Source organism: Persicobacter psychrovividus (assembly GCF_036492425.1).
Lineage (GTDB): Bacteria > Bacteroidota > Bacteroidia > Cytophagales > Cyclobacteriaceae > Persicobacter > Persicobacter psychrovividus.
This window is the reverse complement of sequence record NZ_AP025292.1, coordinates 2,587,309-2,607,472: the sequence shown is the minus strand read 5'-3', so window position 1 is coordinate 2,607,472 and position 20,164 is coordinate 2,587,309. Positions and strand designations below refer to the sequence as shown.

The following is a 20,164-nucleotide window of genomic DNA, read 5'->3' as shown; positions in this document are numbered from 1 at the left end:
TGCATGTTATGGCTGTAAAGTTCTTTTTTTTTCTTTACTGATGCAAATAAGGAGTGTAAATAAACAGCCTTTGAGGGATTTACTGAATGTGTAGAGACGAGCAGAGGCGAGCAGGGGCGAAAAGAAGGGGGCTTTAAAAAAGAAAAAGCCAGAAACACGACGCTTCTGGCTTTTGAATATCTATAAAGAAGGGAAGATTATTCCCACTCGATGGTTGCTGGTGGCTTGGAAGAGATGTCATAAACAACGCGGTTAACCCCTTTTACGCGGTTAATGATGTCGTTAGAAACCTCTTTCAAAAATTCGTGAGGAAGTTCTGCCCAGTCGGCCGTCATTCCATCTACAGAAGTTACGGCGCGCAATGCAACTACGGATTCGTAAGTACGCTCGTCGCCCATCACACCAACAGATTGTACGGGCAACAACATTGAACCTGCCTGCCATACGTAATCATACAGGTGGTGCTTTCTCAAGCCCTGAATGAAGATGTGATCTACTTCCTGCAAAATGCTTACTTTCTCTGGGGTTACATCACCCAAAATTCGGATGCCCAAACCTGGCCCTGGGAATGGGTGGCGACCCAAAAGCTGCGGGTCGATATCCAAAGATTTTCCCACACGGCGAACACCGTCTTTGAACAGGCTGCGTAAAGGCTCCACAACTTTCAGTTTCATGAAGTCAGGTAAACCGCCTACGTTATGGTGGGATTTAATGGTGGCTGATGGTCCGTTTACAGAAACCGACTCGATCACATCAGGGTAGATTGTTCCCTGTGCCAACCATTTTGCATTTTCTACTTTGTGAGATTCATCATCGAAAACCTCCACAAATACACGCCCGATTGCTTTACGCTTATCTTCAGGATCTTTCAGCCCTTTCAGTGCATCGTAAAAACGCTCAGAGGCATCTACACCTTTTACATTCAAGCCCATGCCTTCATAAGATTTCAGCACTTCGCTGAATTCATTCTTACGCAAAAGCCCGTTATTTACGAAAATACAGTGTAGGTTTTCGCCAATAGCCTTATGGATCAATACCGCGGCAACGGAAGAATCCACCCCGCCGGAAAGTCCAAGGATTACACGGTCATCGCCTAACTTTTCTTTCAGCTCCGCGATCATGGTGTCGGCAAAAGCGTCTGGAGTCCAGTTTTGGGATGCGCCACAAATATTGACCACAAAGTTTTTCAATAATTGCTCCCCTTCATCAGAGTGGGTTACCTCTGGGTGGAATTGCACGCCATAGGTAGCCTCTCCTTTTACATGAAAAGCCGCCACCTCAACAGATTCTGTTGAAGCAATAATTTCGAAATTTTCAGGAAGGGTTGTGATGGTGTCTCCGTGCGACATCCAAACAGTGGATTTTGGAGAGATCCCCTGGAATAAAGGGTTTTCAGCATTGAAGCTTTCAAGGTGTGCACGTCCGTACTCACGGATTTTACTTGCAGTCACCTCGCCGCCATGTGCCTGCGCAAGGTATTGCGCCCCATAGCAAATCCCCAAAAGCGGTAATTTTCCACGAAGGGTGTTGGTGTCAATTTGTGGGGCATCGTCTTGTCTTACTGAGCAAGGACTACCCGAGAGAATCACGCCAATAACGTCATCACTGATTTCAGGGATGTTGTTGTAAGGGTGAATCTCACAATAAACGTTCATTTCACGGATGCGGCGAGCAATAAGCTGCGTCACCTGTGATCCGGAATCGATAATGAGAATCTGTTCAGCCATGCGCAAAAATAACAGATAGATTTTAAACCGCACATAAAAAAGGAAAGGAACTTTGAATTTATAAGGACATATTTCCTTTTATGGGTATAGCGGATATGAAAAAGATTGCCGTAATTGTGAATGAGAGTTTTTTTGTAGGATAATTCTGAGTTATGATTGTTTGGAAACGAAATCGGTGGTGTAAATGCTTGTTAGGAACTTTGATGGCTTTTTCAGTCTTTTCCACCCAGGCCCAGGTGGTCAGTAGATCCAACTATTATTTCAAAACGGAGAGTTTGAAGCTGGTTTCGAATCAACGCAAGGATACGCTTAAAGTGGTGCATTTGCATGATTCTACCCTTGTTCAGATGCCCTTGTGGCTGAAAGAGTGTGAGAATATCGAGCTGCTGGATGTTTCTGGAACGCAGATTAAGTATTTCCCGAAATGGATGGCAGGGCTTTCCAAGCTTGAAAAAATCGTTTATAATGGTTTGGTGGAGCCTCGGCAAGCATCAAGTATGGTGCCTATGGCGGCGCCGGAGATCGACGGTTATCCGCAGTTTCCGAAGTTGCCACAAGTGAAACATCTTGAGATGCGCTTTCATGGCTGGGTACACGCTCCAGGCAGTATTCGCAAGTTGAAATCCCTGGAATCTCTTGATCTCTCGGATAATAAAATCAAACAATTACCTTCCTTCTTGCGTCGTTTTCGGGCGCTTGAAAAGCTGAGCCTTGACCGTAACGAGCTGGAAATTCAGGGTGGATTTCCAAAGCTGCCAGCACTGAAGTCGCTGTCATTGTCAAAGAATGACATGGCCGATTTGCCCGATAATTTCGAGCAGCTTCCTAAGTTGATTTCCCTTGATTTATCTTCCAACAAAATTTCTGATGAGTTGCTTTCGGGCAGAATGATGGCGCTGGGCAGTTTGCAGTACCTTAACCTGAAGGGGAATGAGTTGCATGCATTTCCTCAGGTTGCTTTGCGAATGGCCAAACTGAAATCCCTCAACCTGTCTTTTAATGAACTTGACCGCCTGCCAGCAAATGGTTTCGAGGCCATGAAATCGCTCACGGATCTTGATTTGAGTTATAATCAGTTGAAAGATGACCTGGGCGGCATTGCTTTTTTGCCCCTTTTGCAACGGCTGGATTTATCGCACAATAAACTTTACACCTTATCCTTATCCGCCAAAAATATGGATAAGCTGACAGGGCTTCAGTTGGAAAGTAATGCTTTTGAACACTTTCCGGTAGAGGTTTTTGATTTTAAAAACCTTGTGCGCTGCGATTTGTCTTTTAACAGGATTGATCAGCGGCCAACGCCAGGGTGGCAGAAACAATCGATTAAATATTTATGGCTGAACCTGAAGGGGAACCCACTTCAGGGGGATTCGCTGAATGATTTTCGTGCCGACTGCGCTGATAGCGGTGTTATGCTGGCTTACTGATTTGCCAATGGCAAGGCGATGATTACATGTCGAAATCAAGATTCAAAAACTCACGGAATTTATCCAGCTCGGGGTATTTTTCCATCAGGTGAACGTACTTTTCCTTCGGGGTGTAGATCATTTTTCTGGTTTCCCCTTCTACAATATTCACCTCAAGTTTGAAGTTGCTGTTGTCGAGTTTCAGTTTCATGAACTGCACCAACTCCATTCGGAATTTTTCCAGTAAATCTTGCTGCAAAACACTCGAGAGCTGCAATTTGAGGACCGTGCCTTCAAGAGCCCATTTTTGGTGCATCACACTCAAAGCAGTCTGGTTGTTTTCATGGCGGAGCTGCTCACTGAACAAATTCCAGGCTTTTTCAACATCCTGAACGGTAAAAGGGCGATTTTGCAGTTCGGCCGTTTGTTGGTTTTCTGTTTGTTCCTGCTGATTTTCCTGTTGTGTGGACTTTTGCTGAACACGTGCTTTCAGGTCAGCAAAAGAGGGCATTCCTCCAGGCTTTTGGGCATTACCGATGGTGGTAGGGCGTGTAGCGATGCTTGGACGGCCAAGCGGTGGGGGCGTCTGTGCTGCAGGTTTTGCCACCGGCTTGGGCGCCGTTTGTGCACTTTGGGCAATAGGCTTTGGCGTAGGCTCCTGTACCGTATTGGTAGATTTTGGAGCCGCCAGCTTGTTGCTGCTACTTTTTGCCGTTGCCGTTGCCGGCTTTGGGTTTGCGGCCCTTAATTCAGCTTTTTTTTTTTCAACGGCTGCTGCCGCACGGCTCAGGGTAATGGCCGCATTCAGATGGGCAAGCTTCATCAGGCAAAGCTCTACATGTAGCCGCTGGTTTTTTGCCGCTTTATACTGCAGGTCGCAATTGCTGAGTAAATTCAGTCCGCTTAAAAGGAAAGAGATTGGAGCCTCCATCGCCTGGCTGCGGTATTTCTCCTGCACGGTTTCTGATACTTCAAGGAGTTGTACCGTTTGTTTGTCGCGGCAAACCATCAGGTTGCGCAGGTGTTCCGCCAATCCGATAATAAAATTATGGCCATCAAAACCTTTGCGAAGAATTTCATCGAAGGTAATCAGGATTTCCGGATGATTTTCTGCGAGGCAGAGGTCTACAATTTTGAAGTAATAGTCATAATCGAGTACGTGGAGGTTGTCCACGGTATTCTTATAAGTAACCTTTTCTCCTGCGGCAAAAGTACAGACCAGGTCAAAGATCGAGAGGGCGTCACGCAAGGCACCATCCGCCTTTTGGGCAATCAGGTGCAGGGCTTCATCCTCAGCATCAATACTTTCTTTTTCGGCAATATTCATCAGGTGGCTTGTCATGTCGCCCACAGTAATGCGGTTGAAATCAAAGATCTGACAACGAGAGAGAATGGTCGGAATAATTTTGTGCTTTTCGGTGGTTGCCAAAATGAAAATGGCATACGATGGCGGCTCTTCGAGGGTCTTCAGAAAGGCATTAAACGCCTGATTGGAGAGCATGTGCACCTCATCAATAATATACACCTTATACTGCCCCGACTGTGGTGCGTAGCGTACCTGTTCTACGAGGTTACGGATGTCATCCACGGAGTTGTTGGAGGCCGCATCGAGCTCATGAACATTGAAAGAGGCGTTGTTCTGAAATGAGGTACAGGAATCACATTTCCCGCAGGCTTCCCCATTTTCCTGCCGATCAGTACAGTTGATTGTCTTTGCTAAAATACGCGCACAGGTAGTTTTACCCACCCCTCTTGGTCCGCAGAATAAGAAAGCCTGCGCAAGGTGGTTGTTGTTAATCGCATTGATCAACGTCGTTGTGATGTGCTTTTGGCCGACAACACTATCAAAGGTGGCCGGGCGATATTTTCGGGCAGAGACAACAAATTTTTCCATTAGGGCGAAGATAGACTGATTTTATGGAAATGTAAAATAAATTCAGCGGGAAGCGTAAATAGCACCCATTGGCCTTTAGGGATGTTCGGCAATGTTCGGAATTGGTTTAAGCCGCTTCGGATTGTTGTTGGTTTTGGGCGATTTCCCAACAGAAAAAATAGTAGTCTTCCAAAAATACGTCAAGGAAATCAGGTCTTTTTAAGGTGTCATCGGGCATGCTGAATGTTTTGCCGATCTGTTTTGCCAGCATATTTTTATTCAGGTCTTTGCTGGTGTTGCCTTCGGGCATGGCGAGTACGCGCTGGATAATGTTGGCCTGCGTATTGGTCAGCAGGGCGGCTTCTTCATAAACGGGAAGATAGTTGGCGTTAAATGCAGTATTGCTCATAATCGGCCCTTTGTCATATTTGTCTTTGATCACAATGGTGCCTGCAGAGATGTCGCCAAGCCTTTTGTTTTTCGCCGTCAGGGCGATGGAAGTAACAGCCACAGCCCCTTGTGAGATTTGCAAATCAATAATTCTGAAGATCCATCGGTTGAAACACTGACTTGCCGAAAGACCGAAGCCATCTTCTGAAATCACCCGAATTTTCATGGCCATTTTGCCGAGTGTCTGTCCGTTGAGAAAATACTCCATAAGAAAGGAGTAGAGCATTACCGGCGCAAGGAGTGACAACAGGACGGTGGAGATGTAGGACGACAGGAAAAAAGTTACCATGAATAAAATTAGCAATACGAGGTAGTCAATGATCAGGGCAAGCAAGCGCCGACCAATACCCGCGTGCTGTGTGGTGATACCTACATTTTGTGAAGTGGAAAAATCAACGGTTGCCATATTTAGTGTATAGTATAAAAATCATATTGATTGTTAAATTAACATTAATTTGACTTGATTATAAAATAATTTTTATAGATTTTACACCGTATTTTTATATTTTAGCGAATGCGGGAAGCAACCTTTATTTTTAAAAACAGGGCTAAGTGGCAACAGCTCGAAGATATTGTGGATGGGAGAGAAGAGGCGAATGCGGATGAGTTGTCCGCTTTGTATCATACCACGAATGATGATTTGTCATATGCTCAGACCTTTTTTCCTGAAGGCGAATCTCAGGCTTTTCTGAGCCCACTACTTCGCAAGCTCCACTATATGATTTATAAAAAACGGGCGGTAGATTATGCCTATTTCATAGATTATTTCTGGACAGAAGTTCCTTCGGTGATTGCCCGCAGGCCCTTGCCGTTCGTGTCGGCTTTTTTGATTTTTATTCTGGCATTTTTAGTGGGGTATATTTCCAGTTATTACGACAGCTCCTTCGTCAGGGTGGTGCTTGGAGATGCCTATGTGAATAAAACGCTGGACAATATTGCAAGTGGTGACCCGCTTGCTATTTATAAATCAACGGAGGCAACACAGATGTTTTTTGGCATCACCACCAACAATATCATGGTCAGTTTTATCGCTTTTATTTATGGCATATTTGCCTGCCTCGGGACGGTGAGTGTGTTGCTGAATAATGGCATTATGCTGGGGTCTTTTCAGACTTTCATCCTTGAAAATGTGGCCATGAAGGATTACATCCTGACGGTATGGCTGCATGGTACACTGGAGATTTCGGCCATTGTTCTTGCAGGAGGAGCGGGCATGATGCTTGGCACTTCCTGGCTGTTTCCTGGCGATTACTCACGTTTCGAGAGCTTCAAAGTTTATGGGCGTGCGGCACTGAAGGTGATCATCAGTTTAATTCCTGTCTTTATAATGGCAGGCTTCATTGAGAGTTTTTTAACCCGACACACAGAGTGGGAATACTTTTGGCGGGCCATTATTGTGGTGGTCTCGGCTATTTTTATTCTGACATTTTATGTGGTCAGGCCTATTGTCATATTTAATCGTTCAACCAGAAATTAAAAGTCATGGAATTAAGACAAGTACGAAGTATAGATCAAAGACTCGACACTTCATTTCAATTTTTTAAAGTAAATTTTCGGGAAATATTCTCCATTTATATGGCTGGGGGGCTGCCCTTGGTGATCATCGGGTCGATTTTAGGCCTCGGAGGAGTTTACCACACCCTTAATCTTGCAGGGGAATCATCTTCTATCTATTTATTGATGAATGGCATTGGGTCTTTTCTCCTTTATGGAGGAATGCTGCATATGTACCTGCAGACCATGACGCTGATGCAGCTGTATCAGGAAACGGGAAAGGTGCCTACACCTCAGGAGGTTTCTGATCGTGTTGATGGCTCGTTCTGGGGTTATGTGGGCGTTTCTTTCTTGACAGGCCTCAGCGTTGTTTTGGGCATGATGTTTTTACTCATTCCAGGGATTTTTCTTTTTATAGCATTTTCGGTGGCTTTACCTGTTTATATGATTGAGGACAAATCAGTAACAGACAGTTTGAATAGAAGCTATCAGCTCGTGAAGGGTTACTGGTGGAATACAGCCGGTTTTGTGATGTTACTCTCGGTGATTGTATGGGTGTTGAGCTTTATTTTCACGGCCATGTTAGGCGGGCTCACAGGCTTGTCGCTTGTTTTAGGAAATGCCTGGGCTTATTCTGCTTATGTGTTCAGCCCGATTGTGTCGGTGCTTAGTGTCATCATTTCAGTATTCTATGCTTTTGGCGTAGTGGTTCAGTATTATCATCTGCTTGCACTGAAAGAACCTCAGGGAATAGCGGAAGAGATTTCCCAGTTTTAATGATTGTCAGGGTGTTTTCACCTTCCTTTTGAGCTTATGCCAAACTTTGAACATCTTGAAGGCACTCCGCAGGGAGCTGAAACTTTGCCTTTTAATTCTGAAACAATAGCCCACCTCAAGCAGGACGCCTCTTTTCAGTATGCACCACCGGTCATCAAGACGCCAACGGCCATTGAACAGCTGTGGGATACCATAATGGGGGTACTGCAGGACTGGCTGTTGACCATTTTTAATGTGGCTTTTGATTCCGACTATGCGGTATGGGGATGGGGTGCCGCAGGCTTATCGATTATTTTGTTTATAGGCTTCCGGCTGAAGTGGTTTGAGCTGCGCATGTCCCGAAGAAAAAAGGGGCGCAAGCGAAAAATATCGTTGCCCGAACAGTTGCGGGTTTCGGAACACGATTTGGCGATGCTGCTCAAGAAGGCCATCGCTCAGGGAGATTATCGGGAGGCGACCCGGCTGACCTACATTCAGGGGCTGAAATTGCTGGCCGCAAAAAACACGATCGACTTTGGGCAGTGGGAGCTCCATACTCAAATTGCACGACAGATTTCCGCAGCGCATATCAGGAAGAGCTTCAATGATTTGGGTTACTTTTTTCAGTATGTATGCTATGGGAACTACGAAGTGAGCGAGGTGGACTTTGCTGCCATGCAGGCAACCTACCATGAACTTGAACAGCAAATAAGAAAGTGATATGCCGAAAAGTACGATAAGAATTCTTGCTGTGGTCGCGCTTGCGCTATTGACTTCTGTTTTCTTCTATAGCCAGGAACATGACTGGACGAAGCATTACCGAAGCTATTCAAAGGCCCCTTACGGGACTAAAATTATCAGAATGCTGTTGCAGGACTGGTATGTGGGATCTTCGGGGGAGCCTATCCGCGCCGAGATCAGTCAGTATTCGTTGCCCGAAGGTGAGCTGGTGAATGTGCTTGGTATTGCGCCAAATATTCGGCTGAGTGAAGATGAAGTGTCAGATTTACTTGGGGCCGTTGGGAGTGGGCATAATATTGTGCTCTCTGCCGTGCGGTTTAATGAGCAATTTTTGAAGGAAATAGGGCTGAAGCAGACGATGAGGAATCGTGTAGAAAAAATAGTTTCCTCAGGGGGGCATTCTTCCGGAAGTGATTCACTGATCATTCAAATGAAACACCAACAGGTGGCGGTTTCAGATTTTGACCTGTGGTCGGAACTGGCCCCACAGCTTTCCTCGCCTGTGGAATGGGAAATTCTGGCACGAAACACCCAAAGCAATGCGCCAGTGATTCTCGTTGGGCAGTATGGGGAGGGGAAAATCATGATCAGCAGTTTGCCTTGCCTACTGAGTAACTATCACCTGATGATCGACAACGACCGGCAGGCGGTGGCAGGACTGCTCTCAAAGATGCCACCCTATCCGTGGAAAATCAGCAGTTACTTTTTACTCGGGCCCACTGAAACCAACTCCTTGTTTGGTTTCATTGATGCCTCGCCTGGGCTACGGCGAGCCAAATGGGTGGTGGTCGTCTGTGGATTTTTATTCCTTGTTTTTGGTGCCCAGCGCCGAATTGGTGTTCGGTATCGCAAGCCCTATAAGGAAAATAAAAGCCGCGCGTATATCGAAACCCTTGCCAAGCTGTATGAGCATAAATATGCTGAGCGGGCCATCTTATTGCACCGCAAGCAATACCTGATGGATTATATTAAGAAACACTATTTACTTGATCCTTCGCAGCCCGATGAGGACTTTTTCAGGTTGCTGGCAGAAAAGAGCGGGCACACCCCTTTGTTTCTGAAGCGCCTGTGGGAGCAACTTCACACCAGCAGAGCCGACACCCTTGCGCTTCCTTTTGTGCATGTCAATCAGACCATCAATCATTTTTACAAATAGCATTTACAGAAATTATAATATGGAAACTTCACCAATTTTTGAAAATAGAATCGACCTGACGGAAATTAAAGCGCAGTTGAATGCCATGAAGGTCCGTATTGGCGAACAGCTCGTAGGGCAGGAGAAAGTCGTCGATATGATGATCATCGCCTTGCTTGCAAAGGGGCATGTGTTGCTTGAAGGGGTGCCGGGAGTAGCCAAAACCCTGGCGGCAAAATTACTGGCAAAAATGGTGGAGGCTGATTTTTCCCGTATTCAGTTTACCCCAGACCTGATGCCTTCTGATGTACTCGGTACCTTGATTTTTGATCAGAAAGCGGGTGAATTCAAATTTAAAAAAGGGCCGATTTTTACCAATATGGCACTGATCGACGAGATCAACAGGGCGCCGGCAAAAACACAGGCGGCACTGTTTGAAGTGATGGAAGAAGGGCAAATTACCAACGACGGCACAACGTATCCGCTCGGTGACCCTTTTATGGTGCTGGCTACGCAAAACCCCATAGAGCAGGAGGGGACGTATCCGCTTCCTGAAGCGCAGCTTGACCGCTTTATGTTTAAAATTTCAGTAGATTACCCCAAACTTGAAGAAGAGGTGGAGGTACTGAAACGCCACCACGGGGGGCAGATGCTCGCTGACGATCAGCAGGTAAATGCACTGTTCAGTACGGCACAGCTGAAGGATATTCGTTCGGTGGTTGATCAGGTTACTATTGCTGATGAGATGTTTGTGTACATCAGTAAACTCGTGCAGGAAAGCCGTAAGTCGGCACACCTGTATTATGGTGCTTCGCCACGTGCTTCCCTTGCGATCATGAAGTCTGCCAAAGTTAAGGCCATCATGGACGGGCGGGATTTCGTAACGCCTGAAGACGTTATTTTTGTGTTTACCGCTGTTATGGAGCACCGTGTGATGCTCACCCCTGAAAAAGAAATGGAAGGTTTTACTGTTCAGATGGCCCTCGATCAGATCATCAAATCAGTGGAAGCACCAAGGTAGTCAGGCATGAAGCGATTTTTCAAATTTGTTTTTCAACAGCTGGAATCCCTGTACAGGATCAACTTCAGCCAGCGGTTTTATGTCACTGCAATGGGGTTGTCGGTACTTTTTGTGTTCAGTTTCTGGTGGCCGGTACTGTTTTACCTTGCCAACGTTGGTCTTTGGGCTTTAGGGGTATTGGTGATTTTTGAGGCGCTGTTGCTTTTTGTTTTCGGAGGGATCAGTGCGGAAAGGTATCTGCCCAAGCGGCTGAGCAATGGCGATGAAAACCCGGTGCGACTGACCATCAACATCGACTATCGCTTTCCTTTTACAGGTAAATGGGTAGATGAAATTCCGGGGCAGTTGCCTACTGATAATCCCGAAATGAAGTTCAGTGGCCGAAAGCCGCAGGAGTATCAGTTTCAGTATCAGGTGCGCCCTTTTGAGCGTGGGAAGTATGAGTTCGGCATGCTCAATATTGAGGTGACTGCCATGTTTGGGCTGGTGCGTCGGCATTTTAAACTGGCACAGCCTCAGGAGGTGCCCTGTTATCCGTCGTTTGTGCATTTGCGGCAGTATGAACTGATGGCGCAGAATACCGCCCTGACTTTCGGGGGACTAAAGAAATTCCGGAAAATTGGTCAGCAAAAAGAATTTGATCAGATCAAAGATTATGTGATCGGTGATGATATCCGTAAGGTGAACTGGGCAGCCACTGCCCGCAAGTCAAGCCTGATGGTCAATCAGTATCAGGATGAAAAAGCCCAGCAGGTGATTGCGCTGATCGATGGTGGGCGAAACATGAAAATTGCCTTTGATGGAATGGACCTGGTGGATTATGCCATTAATGCGGCCCTCGTATTTTTAAATATCGCCTTGAAGAAGCAGGATCTGGTGGGGCTGCAATGTCATGATCAGCAACAGCAGGACTGGCTCAAGCCCTCCAAACATCCGCAGGCCATGCAGCTGATACAGGAGAAGCTTTATCAATTTTCACCTACCTTTTCCGAAACCGATTTTTCTCAGGTGTACACCCGCCTACGGCATCAGCTTCGGCAGCGCTCCATGATCTTGTTATTCACTAACTTTGAAAGCGAACGGAGCCTTGAGCGCCAGTTGCCTTATTTCAGGAAAATAGCCAGACAACATTTATTGGTCGTTGTTCTTTTTATCAATAACACCCTGCAGGATATGTTGCAGGATCCCGTGACCGACAGCGCCTCTGCCTACCGTCGTGGGGTCGCTGAAAAGGCACAGAATGAAAAGCAGCTGATGGTTCGGCGCCTGCAGCAATATGGCATTCACCCAATTCTTTGTCGTCCGGAGGAATTGACCATCTCGACGGTAAATAAATATCTTGAGCTGAAGGCAAGAGGGTTAATTTAAGATCGATATTCGGTCAGAAAGGCGGTGGCAGCCTTTTTCTTTGTAAGAAAGTACCGGTGAAGAGCAGGAGTGAAGCGGGATTTTTCCCTAACTTGCGACTTCAATATCAACTTATATCATGAGAATAATTGTGTTATTTTTTGCCCTCATACTGACGGGATGTCATTGGGCAGGCATCAACGGGGATGGCCCTGTGGTCGAAAGGGAAGTGGAGCAAGTCCTTGCTCCTTTTGATGCCCTTGCTGTGGAGGAGGACCTTCAGGTATATTTGACCTATGGCACGGAACCGCATATTTTTCTGAAGGGACAATCCAATATTCTGGATGTTACCCGGCTGCAGGTGCAGGATGGAATGCTGACGGTGGACTATGAACGGAATGTGAACCGGCATGAGGGGGTGGAGGTGCACCTGCAAATAGATCGGCGACTGAACTACCTCAGCCTTGCAGGTGAAAGTAGCTTTGAAGCCGACAGTGCGAATTGTTTTGCTGAAGACCTGATCGGGATTGATTTGGCAGGCAGCAGTCAGGCGCGTGGTATTATTGTCAATAATGCAACCGAGGTACGGATCTCCCTCGCAGGCTCTTCCTATCTAAAGGGGCAACTGAATACCGAAACAGTGAAAATATTGCAGGCAGGCGCTTCAGATGTGTCGATGGACTGCCAAGCAGTTTATGCAGACCTGTATCAAGGAGGTTCATCGGTGATGACAGGCGATTTCCTTACAAAAATTCTAAAAATAAAAGCGGAGGGCGCAAGCCAGATGCGGCTGTATGGCTTCACCGACCAAATGGACGCCACCCTCAGTGGTAGCAGTGCCGTGAATGGGGAGAAGTTTCAGTGTCAGCAGCTGGATATCAATATGATGGGGTCTGCATACCTCGGCGTGAGCTGCCAACGGCAAATCAGTGGTTTTATGAGCGGCTCAAGTGAGTTGCGATATTCTGGACTCGCAAGAATCAGCGTTTCAACCACGGGATCGGCATTGATCACAAAATATTGATGCCCGAAAACTTGCAAAAGAATAATGATTAGCGGATATTCGCACTCCACTTCAAGGAGTGGGATCATCCGATAGGGGTCGATCGGTTTTGACAGGATGAGTCGTTGCGAGTATAAGCATGTCGGGAGGAGCGTGTACTTCCGTGATAAATTTACGCAAACTCTATTTGGCGAGTCTAACTTTGCCATGGCTGCCTAATCATTACTCTTAGAGTGTGATAGCAGGCTTTAATCGGTTGAACCCAAGGTTCCCGGGCCACATCCCACCAACTGGGGTTTCTTACGGTTGGATTTGGGGTGTCGTTAATAAGAAAATAGGAAAGGGAGATGCTGCGATCCCAATCCGAATACAAGCAGATAAGGCGAACGGTTGGTTGTTTTCCACCTGCCCTTGCTCGAAAATTTAAGTGTAAACTAAGCATGTAGAAGGCTCGACAGTTACCTTCTCTGGACGCGAGTTCGATTCTCGCCGACTCCACAACAACTCTTTAAAAAGCCCTCTGAGCATCGTTCAGAGGGCTTTTTTTCTTTTTTTTTAAAAAGTGGCCAAGGTATTGCCCAAGGTGGTTGCTAAATCTGAAAGGGTAGGCTTGTTGAGTGGGGGAATGAATGGCGTTCTGATTATTCTGAGGATTTAGGTAAACTACCCACATGGTCCTATTGATTACTTTCATTCAGACCACTACTGAACATGATATTCCGACCGACATAACGCTGCCCGAAGCTATTCATAGCCGTAAAAATGAATAAGAGCAAAAAGAGTGTTTTGTATTTCATAGTTGATGTTTTTGTGATCAATATAAAAATAAACAGATCATGGATGGTGTCCATGATCTGTTGTGGTGTTTTGAATGGCGTACGCCTCGACTTGTTACCTTCAGTTTTGAAACTCCTACAGGGAGCGCGGTGCCCACGGCGACATCTCGAAATGCGACCCAAATACATACTTGCTATAGTTCAAGTCCTGAGGCGTTCAATCAGATAAAAGGCACCAAGTTATTATAGGGCAAGACACCCAGGGTATTACCTAAAATAATCGTACTCATTTTGTTTTTGATCTTCGGTAGTGGCCGCATCGGGAGGTGATAAATTTTTCACATTAATCTAAGTGGAAAAAGTCAATCAAATGAATGTAATTTGATATTAAAGTAAAATGTACTATTTTAATGTTTTATTTATTTTTAGGGCTATTTATTATCAACCTACGCTAAAATGCACCTACGATTCAACCTACTTCTTTTATTGTTCCTGAGCTTGCAAGGCTATTTATTTGCTCAAGAGCAGGAAATTTGTGCTACGGTGGAAATGCAGCAACAGTTGCAGCGTCAATTTCCGGAAGCGCTTTCAGATGATCGATTTGAACAATTTATCAATGAAAAAGTGGCTTTTCGTCGCGCCCATCGTTTTGCTGAGAATACGATCGATACCATGTTTATTCCTGTTGTTGTGCATGTGATCCATGATGGTAGTGCTGTTGGGCAGGGAACGAATATCTCCAGTGCTCAGGTGGAAAGTCAGATAGTGGTGCTTAATGAAGATTTTCAGAAAATAGCGGGCACCCGGGGGGATAATGATGATCCCGTGGGTACGGGAATGCCTATTCAATTTGTGTTGGCAGTGTTTGATGAAGAAGGTGTGGAGCTGCCTGAACATGGGATTAACAGGGTTCCCTTGTCGGACTTCGGACTTTACGGAGAATTAGATAAAAATACAGTACAGAATACGATTAAAGCAGCGACTTCCTGGAATCCTGATCACTATTTTAATATGTGGGTCGTGCCTTTGTCGGGAGGTTTGCTTGGTTATGCGCAGTTTCCAGTGGCTTCAGGTTTGCCTGGTTTGGACATTCCGGGCTTGCCTACTTTGGCAGAAACTGACGGAGTTGTAATGCATACGGAAGTTTTTGGGTCGAAAGAAAAAGGGAATTTCAATTTGATGTCTGGCTATGATCTTGGGCGTGTAACGACGCACGAGGTAGGGCATTGGATCGGTTTGCGTCATATTTGGGGCGATGGAGATTGTAGTGCGGATGATTATTGCGAAGATACACCAAACTCCTCAGGGCCTAACCGCTCTTGTGGCAACGAATACTCCTGCGGCTCTTATGATATGGTAGAGAACTATATGGATTACACGGCAGATGCCTGTAAAAATATTTTCACCGTCCATCAAAAGGAACGTTCAATGGTGGTAATGGAAAATAGTCCGAGAAGAAAAGAGCTGCTAAACTCTCCAGCTATATTCCGAGGTTTCCGTGCTACGGCAACGGCCTCACAAACGACCATCAAAGCGAGCCAGCAGGTCCTTTATACAGTAAAAGCTAATGCAGAGATAGATCGTTTGGAGTGGGTGTTTGAAGGGGGGGAAACGGAAGACCTGACGCTTGATTCTTTATGGGTTACCTATCCACAGGCAGGAGCATTTGATGTTCGACTGACCGCATATAGCACGGCGGGGGATACTTCGGTTTACGAAGCAGAAAACATGATGCTTGTATTACAGCCTCAGGCAGCCCCCTTGGCCAATGTTGTGGAAAGTAAATCTGAAGTATTGACCTACGAACGGGTGTTTTTCCGGGTAGAGGGAGAAGATGATGTGGCACATTTTGAATGGCATTTTGAAGGGGGATCTCCGGAGGTGAGCTATGAGGCTCGTCCGGTGGTTATGTATGCTGATACAGGCCGTTTTGACGTTCGTTTAAAGGTCGAAAATATACTTGGCAGCGATGAGCAGACTTATACGGATTTGCTACGGGTACTTTCCGGCGCGGAAATAGCTTTGAATACCGACAGTCTTTATCACGATTTTGGACGAGATACGACTGCTTTCGAGGAAACAGTGGTTATTTACAATAGAGGGGAAAGTGATTTGCAATTTGAAGTGGATGTTGAGGTCTTAACTGAAGGTGAACATCAGACAGGCATGCCGATTTTTTCTCTCGACGGTAAGGTGTTGGACTCAAAGGATTTATTGTCGTCTTCGGCAGTTGAAAACTCAAATAGCGAAAAATACACTGAGAAGAGAAGTACGGATTTTCCTGAGCTATATGATTGGCAGGACATTACATCGACCGGTTATTCGGTCGGCCTGAGTGGTGATGATACCTATAAATTTATCAATCTACCTTTTAATTTTCCCTTTTATGAAGAGGAATACAGTCGTATGTATATTTCTACCAATGGTCTATTGGGTTTTGGTAATGGCAGTACCACTTTTAACAGTCAGGTTTTACCCAACACTGCTGCTCCAAATAACTTAATTGCAATGATGTGGAAAGACCTTGTCGTTTATTCAGGAAGGGTCTTTGCAAAAGAAGAAAGTAACCGCCTGATATTACAATTCAATGAAATCTCCTCCTATAGCGGAGGGCCTACTTATACTTTTCAAGCCATCCTTTACAGTAATGGCAATATTAAATTACAGTATAGAGAACTGAGCAGCTCTACGACAACCGGGGTGATTGGTATTGAAAATGCAGATGGTACAGAAGGGATTTTAACCTCCTCATCAGGGCAATCTGGCTATGATGATACATTTGCAGTCTTATATCAGCGGGTGAAAGAATTAGTACAAGGACCGAATGAGGGCGTGGTTGCTGCCGGAGATTCAACGATATTACAATTGTATAAAAGCCCTTTGATGATGTCGAGGGGGCGACATGAATATCAGGTCAATATTCATAGTAATGATTCAAGTCAATTAATTACAAGGTTGCCCGTAGTTTTCGATATCGACAGTATTCACAGCTTTCAGTTTGCGGATTCTATTGATTGGGGGATTGCCAAGATTGGGGTAACATCCACAAGGCAGTTAAACTTTGTGAATACAGGGAATTTTGATGTCCCACTAAGGCTGCAAACTTCTGGGGTTTTCACGGTTAGCTCAGACACGGTAATTGTGCCGGCATTTACAGCACTAAACCTGCCGGTTTCCATGCGGGCAGAAGATACACTCGATTATCGAGCTTCGCTTTATGTACAACAGTTATTGGCAGCGCCCCTGCTGGATTCCGTCTCCCTGACGGGTACAGGAGTGCTTACCCGGGCAAAAATAAGGTTGAGTACAGATTCCATTGCCGTTTCATCTGATGTAAACAGGGCCATGAGATATAACCTGCTCGTTTTTAATGATGGTGAGGATGATCTTGAGTTCAGTGTGTTCAGCGATGTTGAACAGGTGTTGGTGCTTAGTGGGGTAGATCGGGTTGCGCGACCAAATGGCTATCAGAGTGTGGCCATAAACATCACCCCTGACAAACAAGGAGTGTCTGAATATTTCCTGCGGATCTCGCATAATGAAATTGGGAAAGACACGCTTGTCGTTCCGCTGTCTGTACGGGGAATGCTCCCTGCAGCGGTAAGGTTTTCGCAGGATACTGTCGAGGTTCAGGTTTATCAAGGGCAAAAGAAAACGGTTTCAGATCAATTGTTCCTTAAAAATATAGGGGATTATTCTGCTTATGTTAATCTCCAGAAATATGACTTGCAATATTTAAGGCTGGATTGGAGTAACAGAACGATTACCGGCTTAGACAGTGCATTTGTGTCACTCGATTTCGATATCCCCTTTCATCATCCTTTAGGTGAAAATTATGGTAGAATACTTTCCCGCCTCGGTTATAGTAGTTATCAGGATACCGTAATAATAAAGCAGGTCGTTCTTCCTAATGCACCACCGATGCCTATTAATTCCACTTTATCTTTGAGTATTGAGGTTAATGAGCTACGTGAGTTTGATATGGATTCGATCTTTTCTGATGCAGATGGAGATCCTTTAAATTATACCTTGCACCATAGTCATCATTCCATAAATCACTTGGTGATAATGGAAGGTAGAAAGCTGAAGGTGATGGGTAGAGAAGCAGGGATATACCAGTTTCGGGTGGAAGCTACCGATATTAAGGGAGGTTCTGGCTGGTTAAGCGTCTATCTTAATTTTATGGAGCCAACACAGCCAAGGGTAACACGACAGATCCCTGAACAGATTATTCCAAGAGGAGGAGCGCAGACATTATATTTATATAGCTATTTCAATAAAGGAAATGGAATGCCTTTGACTTTCTCTGTTCAGCATATGGATAATGTAAGTTTCTTGGGAGCAGAAATAAACGGGGATCAATTATTATTGACAGGTATAGCAGCCGGTGAGCGTAGTGTGACGGTCCGAGCCACAGACCATCGAGGCGGATGGGTAGAATCTACCTTTTTGGCAAAGGTGGCTGATAACCATTTTCCTGAACTTACCCACCCACTTCCTACGTCTTTTGGAGAACATGCAGATATTCAGTTGAATTTACTTGATTACTTCAGTGATCAGGATAATGACCTTATAACATTTGAACTTGAAGGTTTTTCAGCAGATGCCACCGTTAATGCTTGTTGGCTGTCGGGAAATACATTGTTTTTACAGACACGTGAACAGGGGAGTACTCAACTGCAAATCAATGTTCAGGATGAACACGGTGGGCGCCTAACCCATGAGTATTCTTTTGGGGTCAGTGAAAATAGTGGGCCATCGGTTCGCCTAAGCTCAGAAGAGGTGGCATTGAGTACGCATGTACAGTATGAATACAACCTTGAGCAGTGGTTTCACGCAGGGGTTCATGCACCTTTAACTTACGAACTGATGAACTTCCACTTGGATGGTGCCATAGAGGAAGTCAAGGAGTCAAGCCTGACACTTTTCTATCATAAAGCAGAGGAACGATCGTTGTCGATTAAAGCCACAGATCAAATAGGGCAGTCTGTATTGCTTGACTTGGGGCTGATACTGACAAACAATGAGGAACCGATAAAAATGCAAGATGACCTTTTGGTGTTAAGTGTAGGAGAATCAAAATCGTATCAGATGAATGAACTTTTCTACGATGCGGAAGGAGATTCCATATTTTGTAAAATCAACAGTCCGGAGAATGAATACTTCGATGCACAAATCAATAACCAAACCCTGACCATTACTCCTAAGGCTGACGGTATTAAAGATTTGGCCATTGAGGTGACTGACCATTTAGGGCGTAGTCGTACACATCTTATTGGCTTACAAATTCTGAGGGTACTGAATGTTGATACAGGCCACCAGATGCAGTTATCTCCCAACCCTTTCAGGGCGAACTTCGAACTTCTGCACCTGCCGGAAGAGGAAGGATTGACGATTTTTGTTCATGATGTAGAAGGGCGAGCCATCATGTCGTTCACCACAGAGGGGCAATCACAGTTATCGATTGACAGCCGATCGTGGGCGGCAGGCGTTTATTTACTGACGATACGCGGTGAAGGTGGAGTACAGCAATTTAAAATAGTGAAATTACCATAGCGTAAAACAACAGTAAAGGCACTTCAGAAAAGGGATTTTTTGAAGTGCTTTTTTGTGCTCTAATACTGCTAAGCCTCCAACTCAATACCAATTTTAAAAGCCACTACCACATAGGGGGATACTTTTACGGTACCCAAAAATTTGGTGGGGGGCGTGAGTCCGTAGTTTCGAATGTCAACGTTCATTTCACCGAAGAGGTAAAACTGCCCATCTTCTCCCTGTTCGGAGGTTACCGGAACGGTGAAGATTTGTTGTGCTCCGGCAATTTCAAGTGTAATCTCAAGGTTGAATTCAATATCCGCATTGGGCCCTTCCCGCATACTGATGTCGTTCATATTCATGCGTACGAAAGGGTGTTGTTTGTACTGAAGGAGGGAGCGGAAGTCGGATCGCATTCCGGGGATATTGCAGTCAAACTGTGTAATGGGAATCCTGATTGGATCGGCGTTGAGTTGTGCGGAAACCGGATACTCATCAGAGGTGAACTTGAAAAGAAAATCAACGGAGGCCGAGCGGTCGGAGCTGTAAGAACAGGCGAATTTGCTGACGTTACTTTCCCCATGAATGGTCAGGAGGCAGGATTGGTCCCAAAAAAGTTTACCGGATCTTCCATGCGGAGGAGGCGATATTAAGCTGATGATGAATAAAAGGTATGCAAGCATAAGGTACAAGAAAACAAAAAATATGCTGAACCTCAAAGTCCTTTCAGTTTAATATTGTACTTCTTCTGTCGCCCCATAAAAAAACCGATGCAAAAAGGTGGTTTGCATCGGTTTTATTGCTTTCGATAGTGTTGTCGTCCGAGTTCAATACCCCTGCTTCTCTATGGCTTAGTATAATAAACGTCGAGGGGTTTCAGCGCGAAGTCCCCAAACGCAA

The 20,164-nt window shown here is 45.4% G+C and carries 13 protein-coding genes and 1 other RNA gene; 10 read left to right on the top strand and 4 right to left on the bottom strand.

From position 1 onward, the window contains the following. Positions 1–197: 197 nt before the first annotated feature. On the bottom strand, positions 198–1,727 hold the full coding sequence (gene guaA / locus AABK40_RS11030) for a glutamine-hydrolyzing GMP synthase (protein ID WP_332920047.1): 1,530 nt from the start codon (positions 1,725–1,727) through the stop codon (positions 198–200). A gap of 203 nt (positions 1,728–1,930) precedes the next feature. Here guaA and AABK40_RS11025 point away from each other — a divergent pair, with 203 nt between their 5' ends. Continuing rightward, a complete protein-coding gene (locus AABK40_RS11025; protein WP_338397078.1) occupies positions 1,931–3,154 on the top strand; it encodes a leucine-rich repeat domain-containing protein in 1,224 nt (407 codons plus the stop codon). 22 nt (positions 3,155–3,176) lie between these two features. Here AABK40_RS11025 and AABK40_RS11020 read toward each other — a convergent pair whose 3' ends face one another. Further along, the gene (locus AABK40_RS11020; protein ID WP_338397077.1) at positions 3,177–5,027 is read right to left on the bottom strand and encodes a DNA polymerase III subunit gamma/tau; all 1,851 of its coding nucleotides are present in this window, start codon (positions 5,025–5,027) and stop codon (positions 3,177–3,179) included. A 106-nt stretch (positions 5,028–5,133) separates the two neighbouring features. Continuing rightward, the gene (locus AABK40_RS11015; protein ID WP_338397076.1) at positions 5,134–5,862 is read right to left on the bottom strand and encodes an RDD family protein; all 729 of its coding nucleotides are present in this window, start codon (positions 5,860–5,862) and stop codon (positions 5,134–5,136) included. A 108-nt stretch (positions 5,863–5,970) separates the two neighbouring features. Between AABK40_RS11015 and AABK40_RS11010 the strand changes: the two genes are divergently transcribed. The 9 genes from AABK40_RS11010 to AABK40_RS10970 all read left to right on the top strand — a co-directional run bounded on the left by AABK40_RS11010 (position 5,971) and on the right by AABK40_RS10970 (position 19,285). Further along, positions 5,971–6,933: a stage II sporulation protein M gene (locus tag AABK40_RS11010; RefSeq protein WP_338397075.1), complete on the top strand. Its 963-nt coding sequence runs from the start codon at positions 5,971–5,973 to the stop codon at positions 6,931–6,933. 5 nt (positions 6,934–6,938) lie between these two features. Next, positions 6,939–7,727 carry a hypothetical protein gene (locus AABK40_RS11005; protein ID WP_338397074.1) on the top strand — a complete coding sequence of 263 codons (789 nt, stop codon included), beginning with the start codon at positions 6,939–6,941 and terminating at the stop codon, positions 7,725–7,727. A gap of 36 nt (positions 7,728–7,763) precedes the next feature. Then, complete coding sequence (locus AABK40_RS11000) at positions 7,764–8,426, top strand: hypothetical protein (protein WP_338397073.1); 663 nt, start codon at positions 7,764–7,766, stop codon at positions 8,424–8,426. A 1-nt stretch (position 8,427) separates the two neighbouring features. Beyond that, positions 8,428–9,603 carry a DUF4350 domain-containing protein gene (locus tag AABK40_RS10995; RefSeq protein ID WP_338397072.1) on the top strand — a complete coding sequence of 392 codons (1,176 nt, stop codon included), beginning with the start codon at positions 8,428–8,430 and terminating at the stop codon, positions 9,601–9,603. Positions 9,604–9,622: 19 nt separating this feature from the next. Next, entirely contained in the window at positions 9,623–10,603 is a 981-nt protein-coding gene (locus AABK40_RS10990; RefSeq protein ID WP_332920039.1) for an AAA family ATPase, read from the top strand. 6 nt (positions 10,604–10,609) lie between these two features. After that, on the top strand, positions 10,610–11,971 hold the full coding sequence (locus AABK40_RS10985; protein WP_338397071.1) for a DUF58 domain-containing protein: 1,362 nt from the start codon (positions 10,610–10,612) through the stop codon (positions 11,969–11,971). Between the two features lie 118 nt (positions 11,972–12,089). Beyond that, positions 12,090–12,974 carry a GIN domain-containing protein gene (locus tag AABK40_RS10980; RefSeq protein ID WP_338397070.1) on the top strand — a complete coding sequence of 295 codons (885 nt, stop codon included), beginning with the start codon at positions 12,090–12,092 and terminating at the stop codon, positions 12,972–12,974. A gap of 74 nt (positions 12,975–13,048) precedes the next feature. Then, positions 13,049–13,454: a transfer-messenger RNA gene (gene ssrA / locus AABK40_RS10975) on the top strand. Positions 13,455–14,185: 731 nt separating this feature from the next. Then, a complete protein-coding gene (locus AABK40_RS10970) occupies positions 14,186–19,285 on the top strand; it encodes a T9SS type A sorting domain-containing protein (protein ID WP_338397069.1) in 5,100 nt (1,699 codons plus the stop codon). A 68-nt stretch (positions 19,286–19,353) separates the two neighbouring features. Here AABK40_RS10970 and AABK40_RS10965 read toward each other — a convergent pair whose 3' ends face one another. Then, on the bottom strand, positions 19,354–19,947 hold the full coding sequence (locus AABK40_RS10965; protein WP_332920035.1) for a YceI family protein: 594 nt from the start codon (positions 19,945–19,947) through the stop codon (positions 19,354–19,356). Positions 19,948–20,164 lie beyond the last annotated feature (217 nt).

Bases quoted from the DNA above. Each gene is read 5' to 3' on its own strand.
- AABK40_RS11010 (WP_338397075.1), top strand. From the start codon at position 5,971: ATGCGGGAAGCAACCTTTATTTTTAAAAACAGGGCTAAGTGGCAACAG.
- AABK40_RS10965 (WP_332920035.1), bottom strand. From the start codon at position 19,947: ATGCTTGCATACCTTTTATTCATCATCAGCTTAATATCGCCTCCTCCG.
- AABK40_RS10995 (WP_338397072.1), top strand. From the start codon at position 8,428: ATGCCGAAAAGTACGATAAGAATTCTTGCTGTGGTCGCGCTTGCGCTA.
- AABK40_RS11015 (WP_338397076.1), bottom strand. From the start codon at position 5,862: ATGGCAACCGTTGATTTTTCCACTTCACAAAATGTAGGTATCACCACA.
- AABK40_RS10985 (WP_338397071.1), top strand. From the start codon at position 10,610: ATGAAGCGATTTTTCAAATTTGTTTTTCAACAGCTGGAATCCCTGTAC.
- AABK40_RS11025 (WP_338397078.1), top strand. From the start codon at position 1,931: ATGGCTTTTTCAGTCTTTTCCACCCAGGCCCAGGTGGTCAGTAGATCC.
- AABK40_RS10970 (WP_338397069.1), top strand. From the start codon at position 14,186: ATGCACCTACGATTCAACCTACTTCTTTTATTGTTCCTGAGCTTGCAA.
- AABK40_RS11000 (WP_338397073.1), top strand. From the start codon at position 7,764: ATGCCAAACTTTGAACATCTTGAAGGCACTCCGCAGGGAGCTGAAACT.
- AABK40_RS11020 (WP_338397077.1), bottom strand. From the start codon at position 5,027: ATGGAAAAATTTGTTGTCTCTGCCCGAAAATATCGCCCGGCCACCTTT.
- AABK40_RS10980 (WP_338397070.1), top strand. From the start codon at position 12,090: ATGAGAATAATTGTGTTATTTTTTGCCCTCATACTGACGGGATGTCAT.
- AABK40_RS11005 (WP_338397074.1), top strand. From the start codon at position 6,939: ATGGAATTAAGACAAGTACGAAGTATAGATCAAAGACTCGACACTTCA.
- AABK40_RS10990 (WP_332920039.1), top strand. From the start codon at position 9,623: ATGGAAACTTCACCAATTTTTGAAAATAGAATCGACCTGACGGAAATT.
- guaA (WP_332920047.1), bottom strand. From the start codon at position 1,727: ATGGCTGAACAGATTCTCATTATCGATTCCGGATCACAGGTGACGCAG.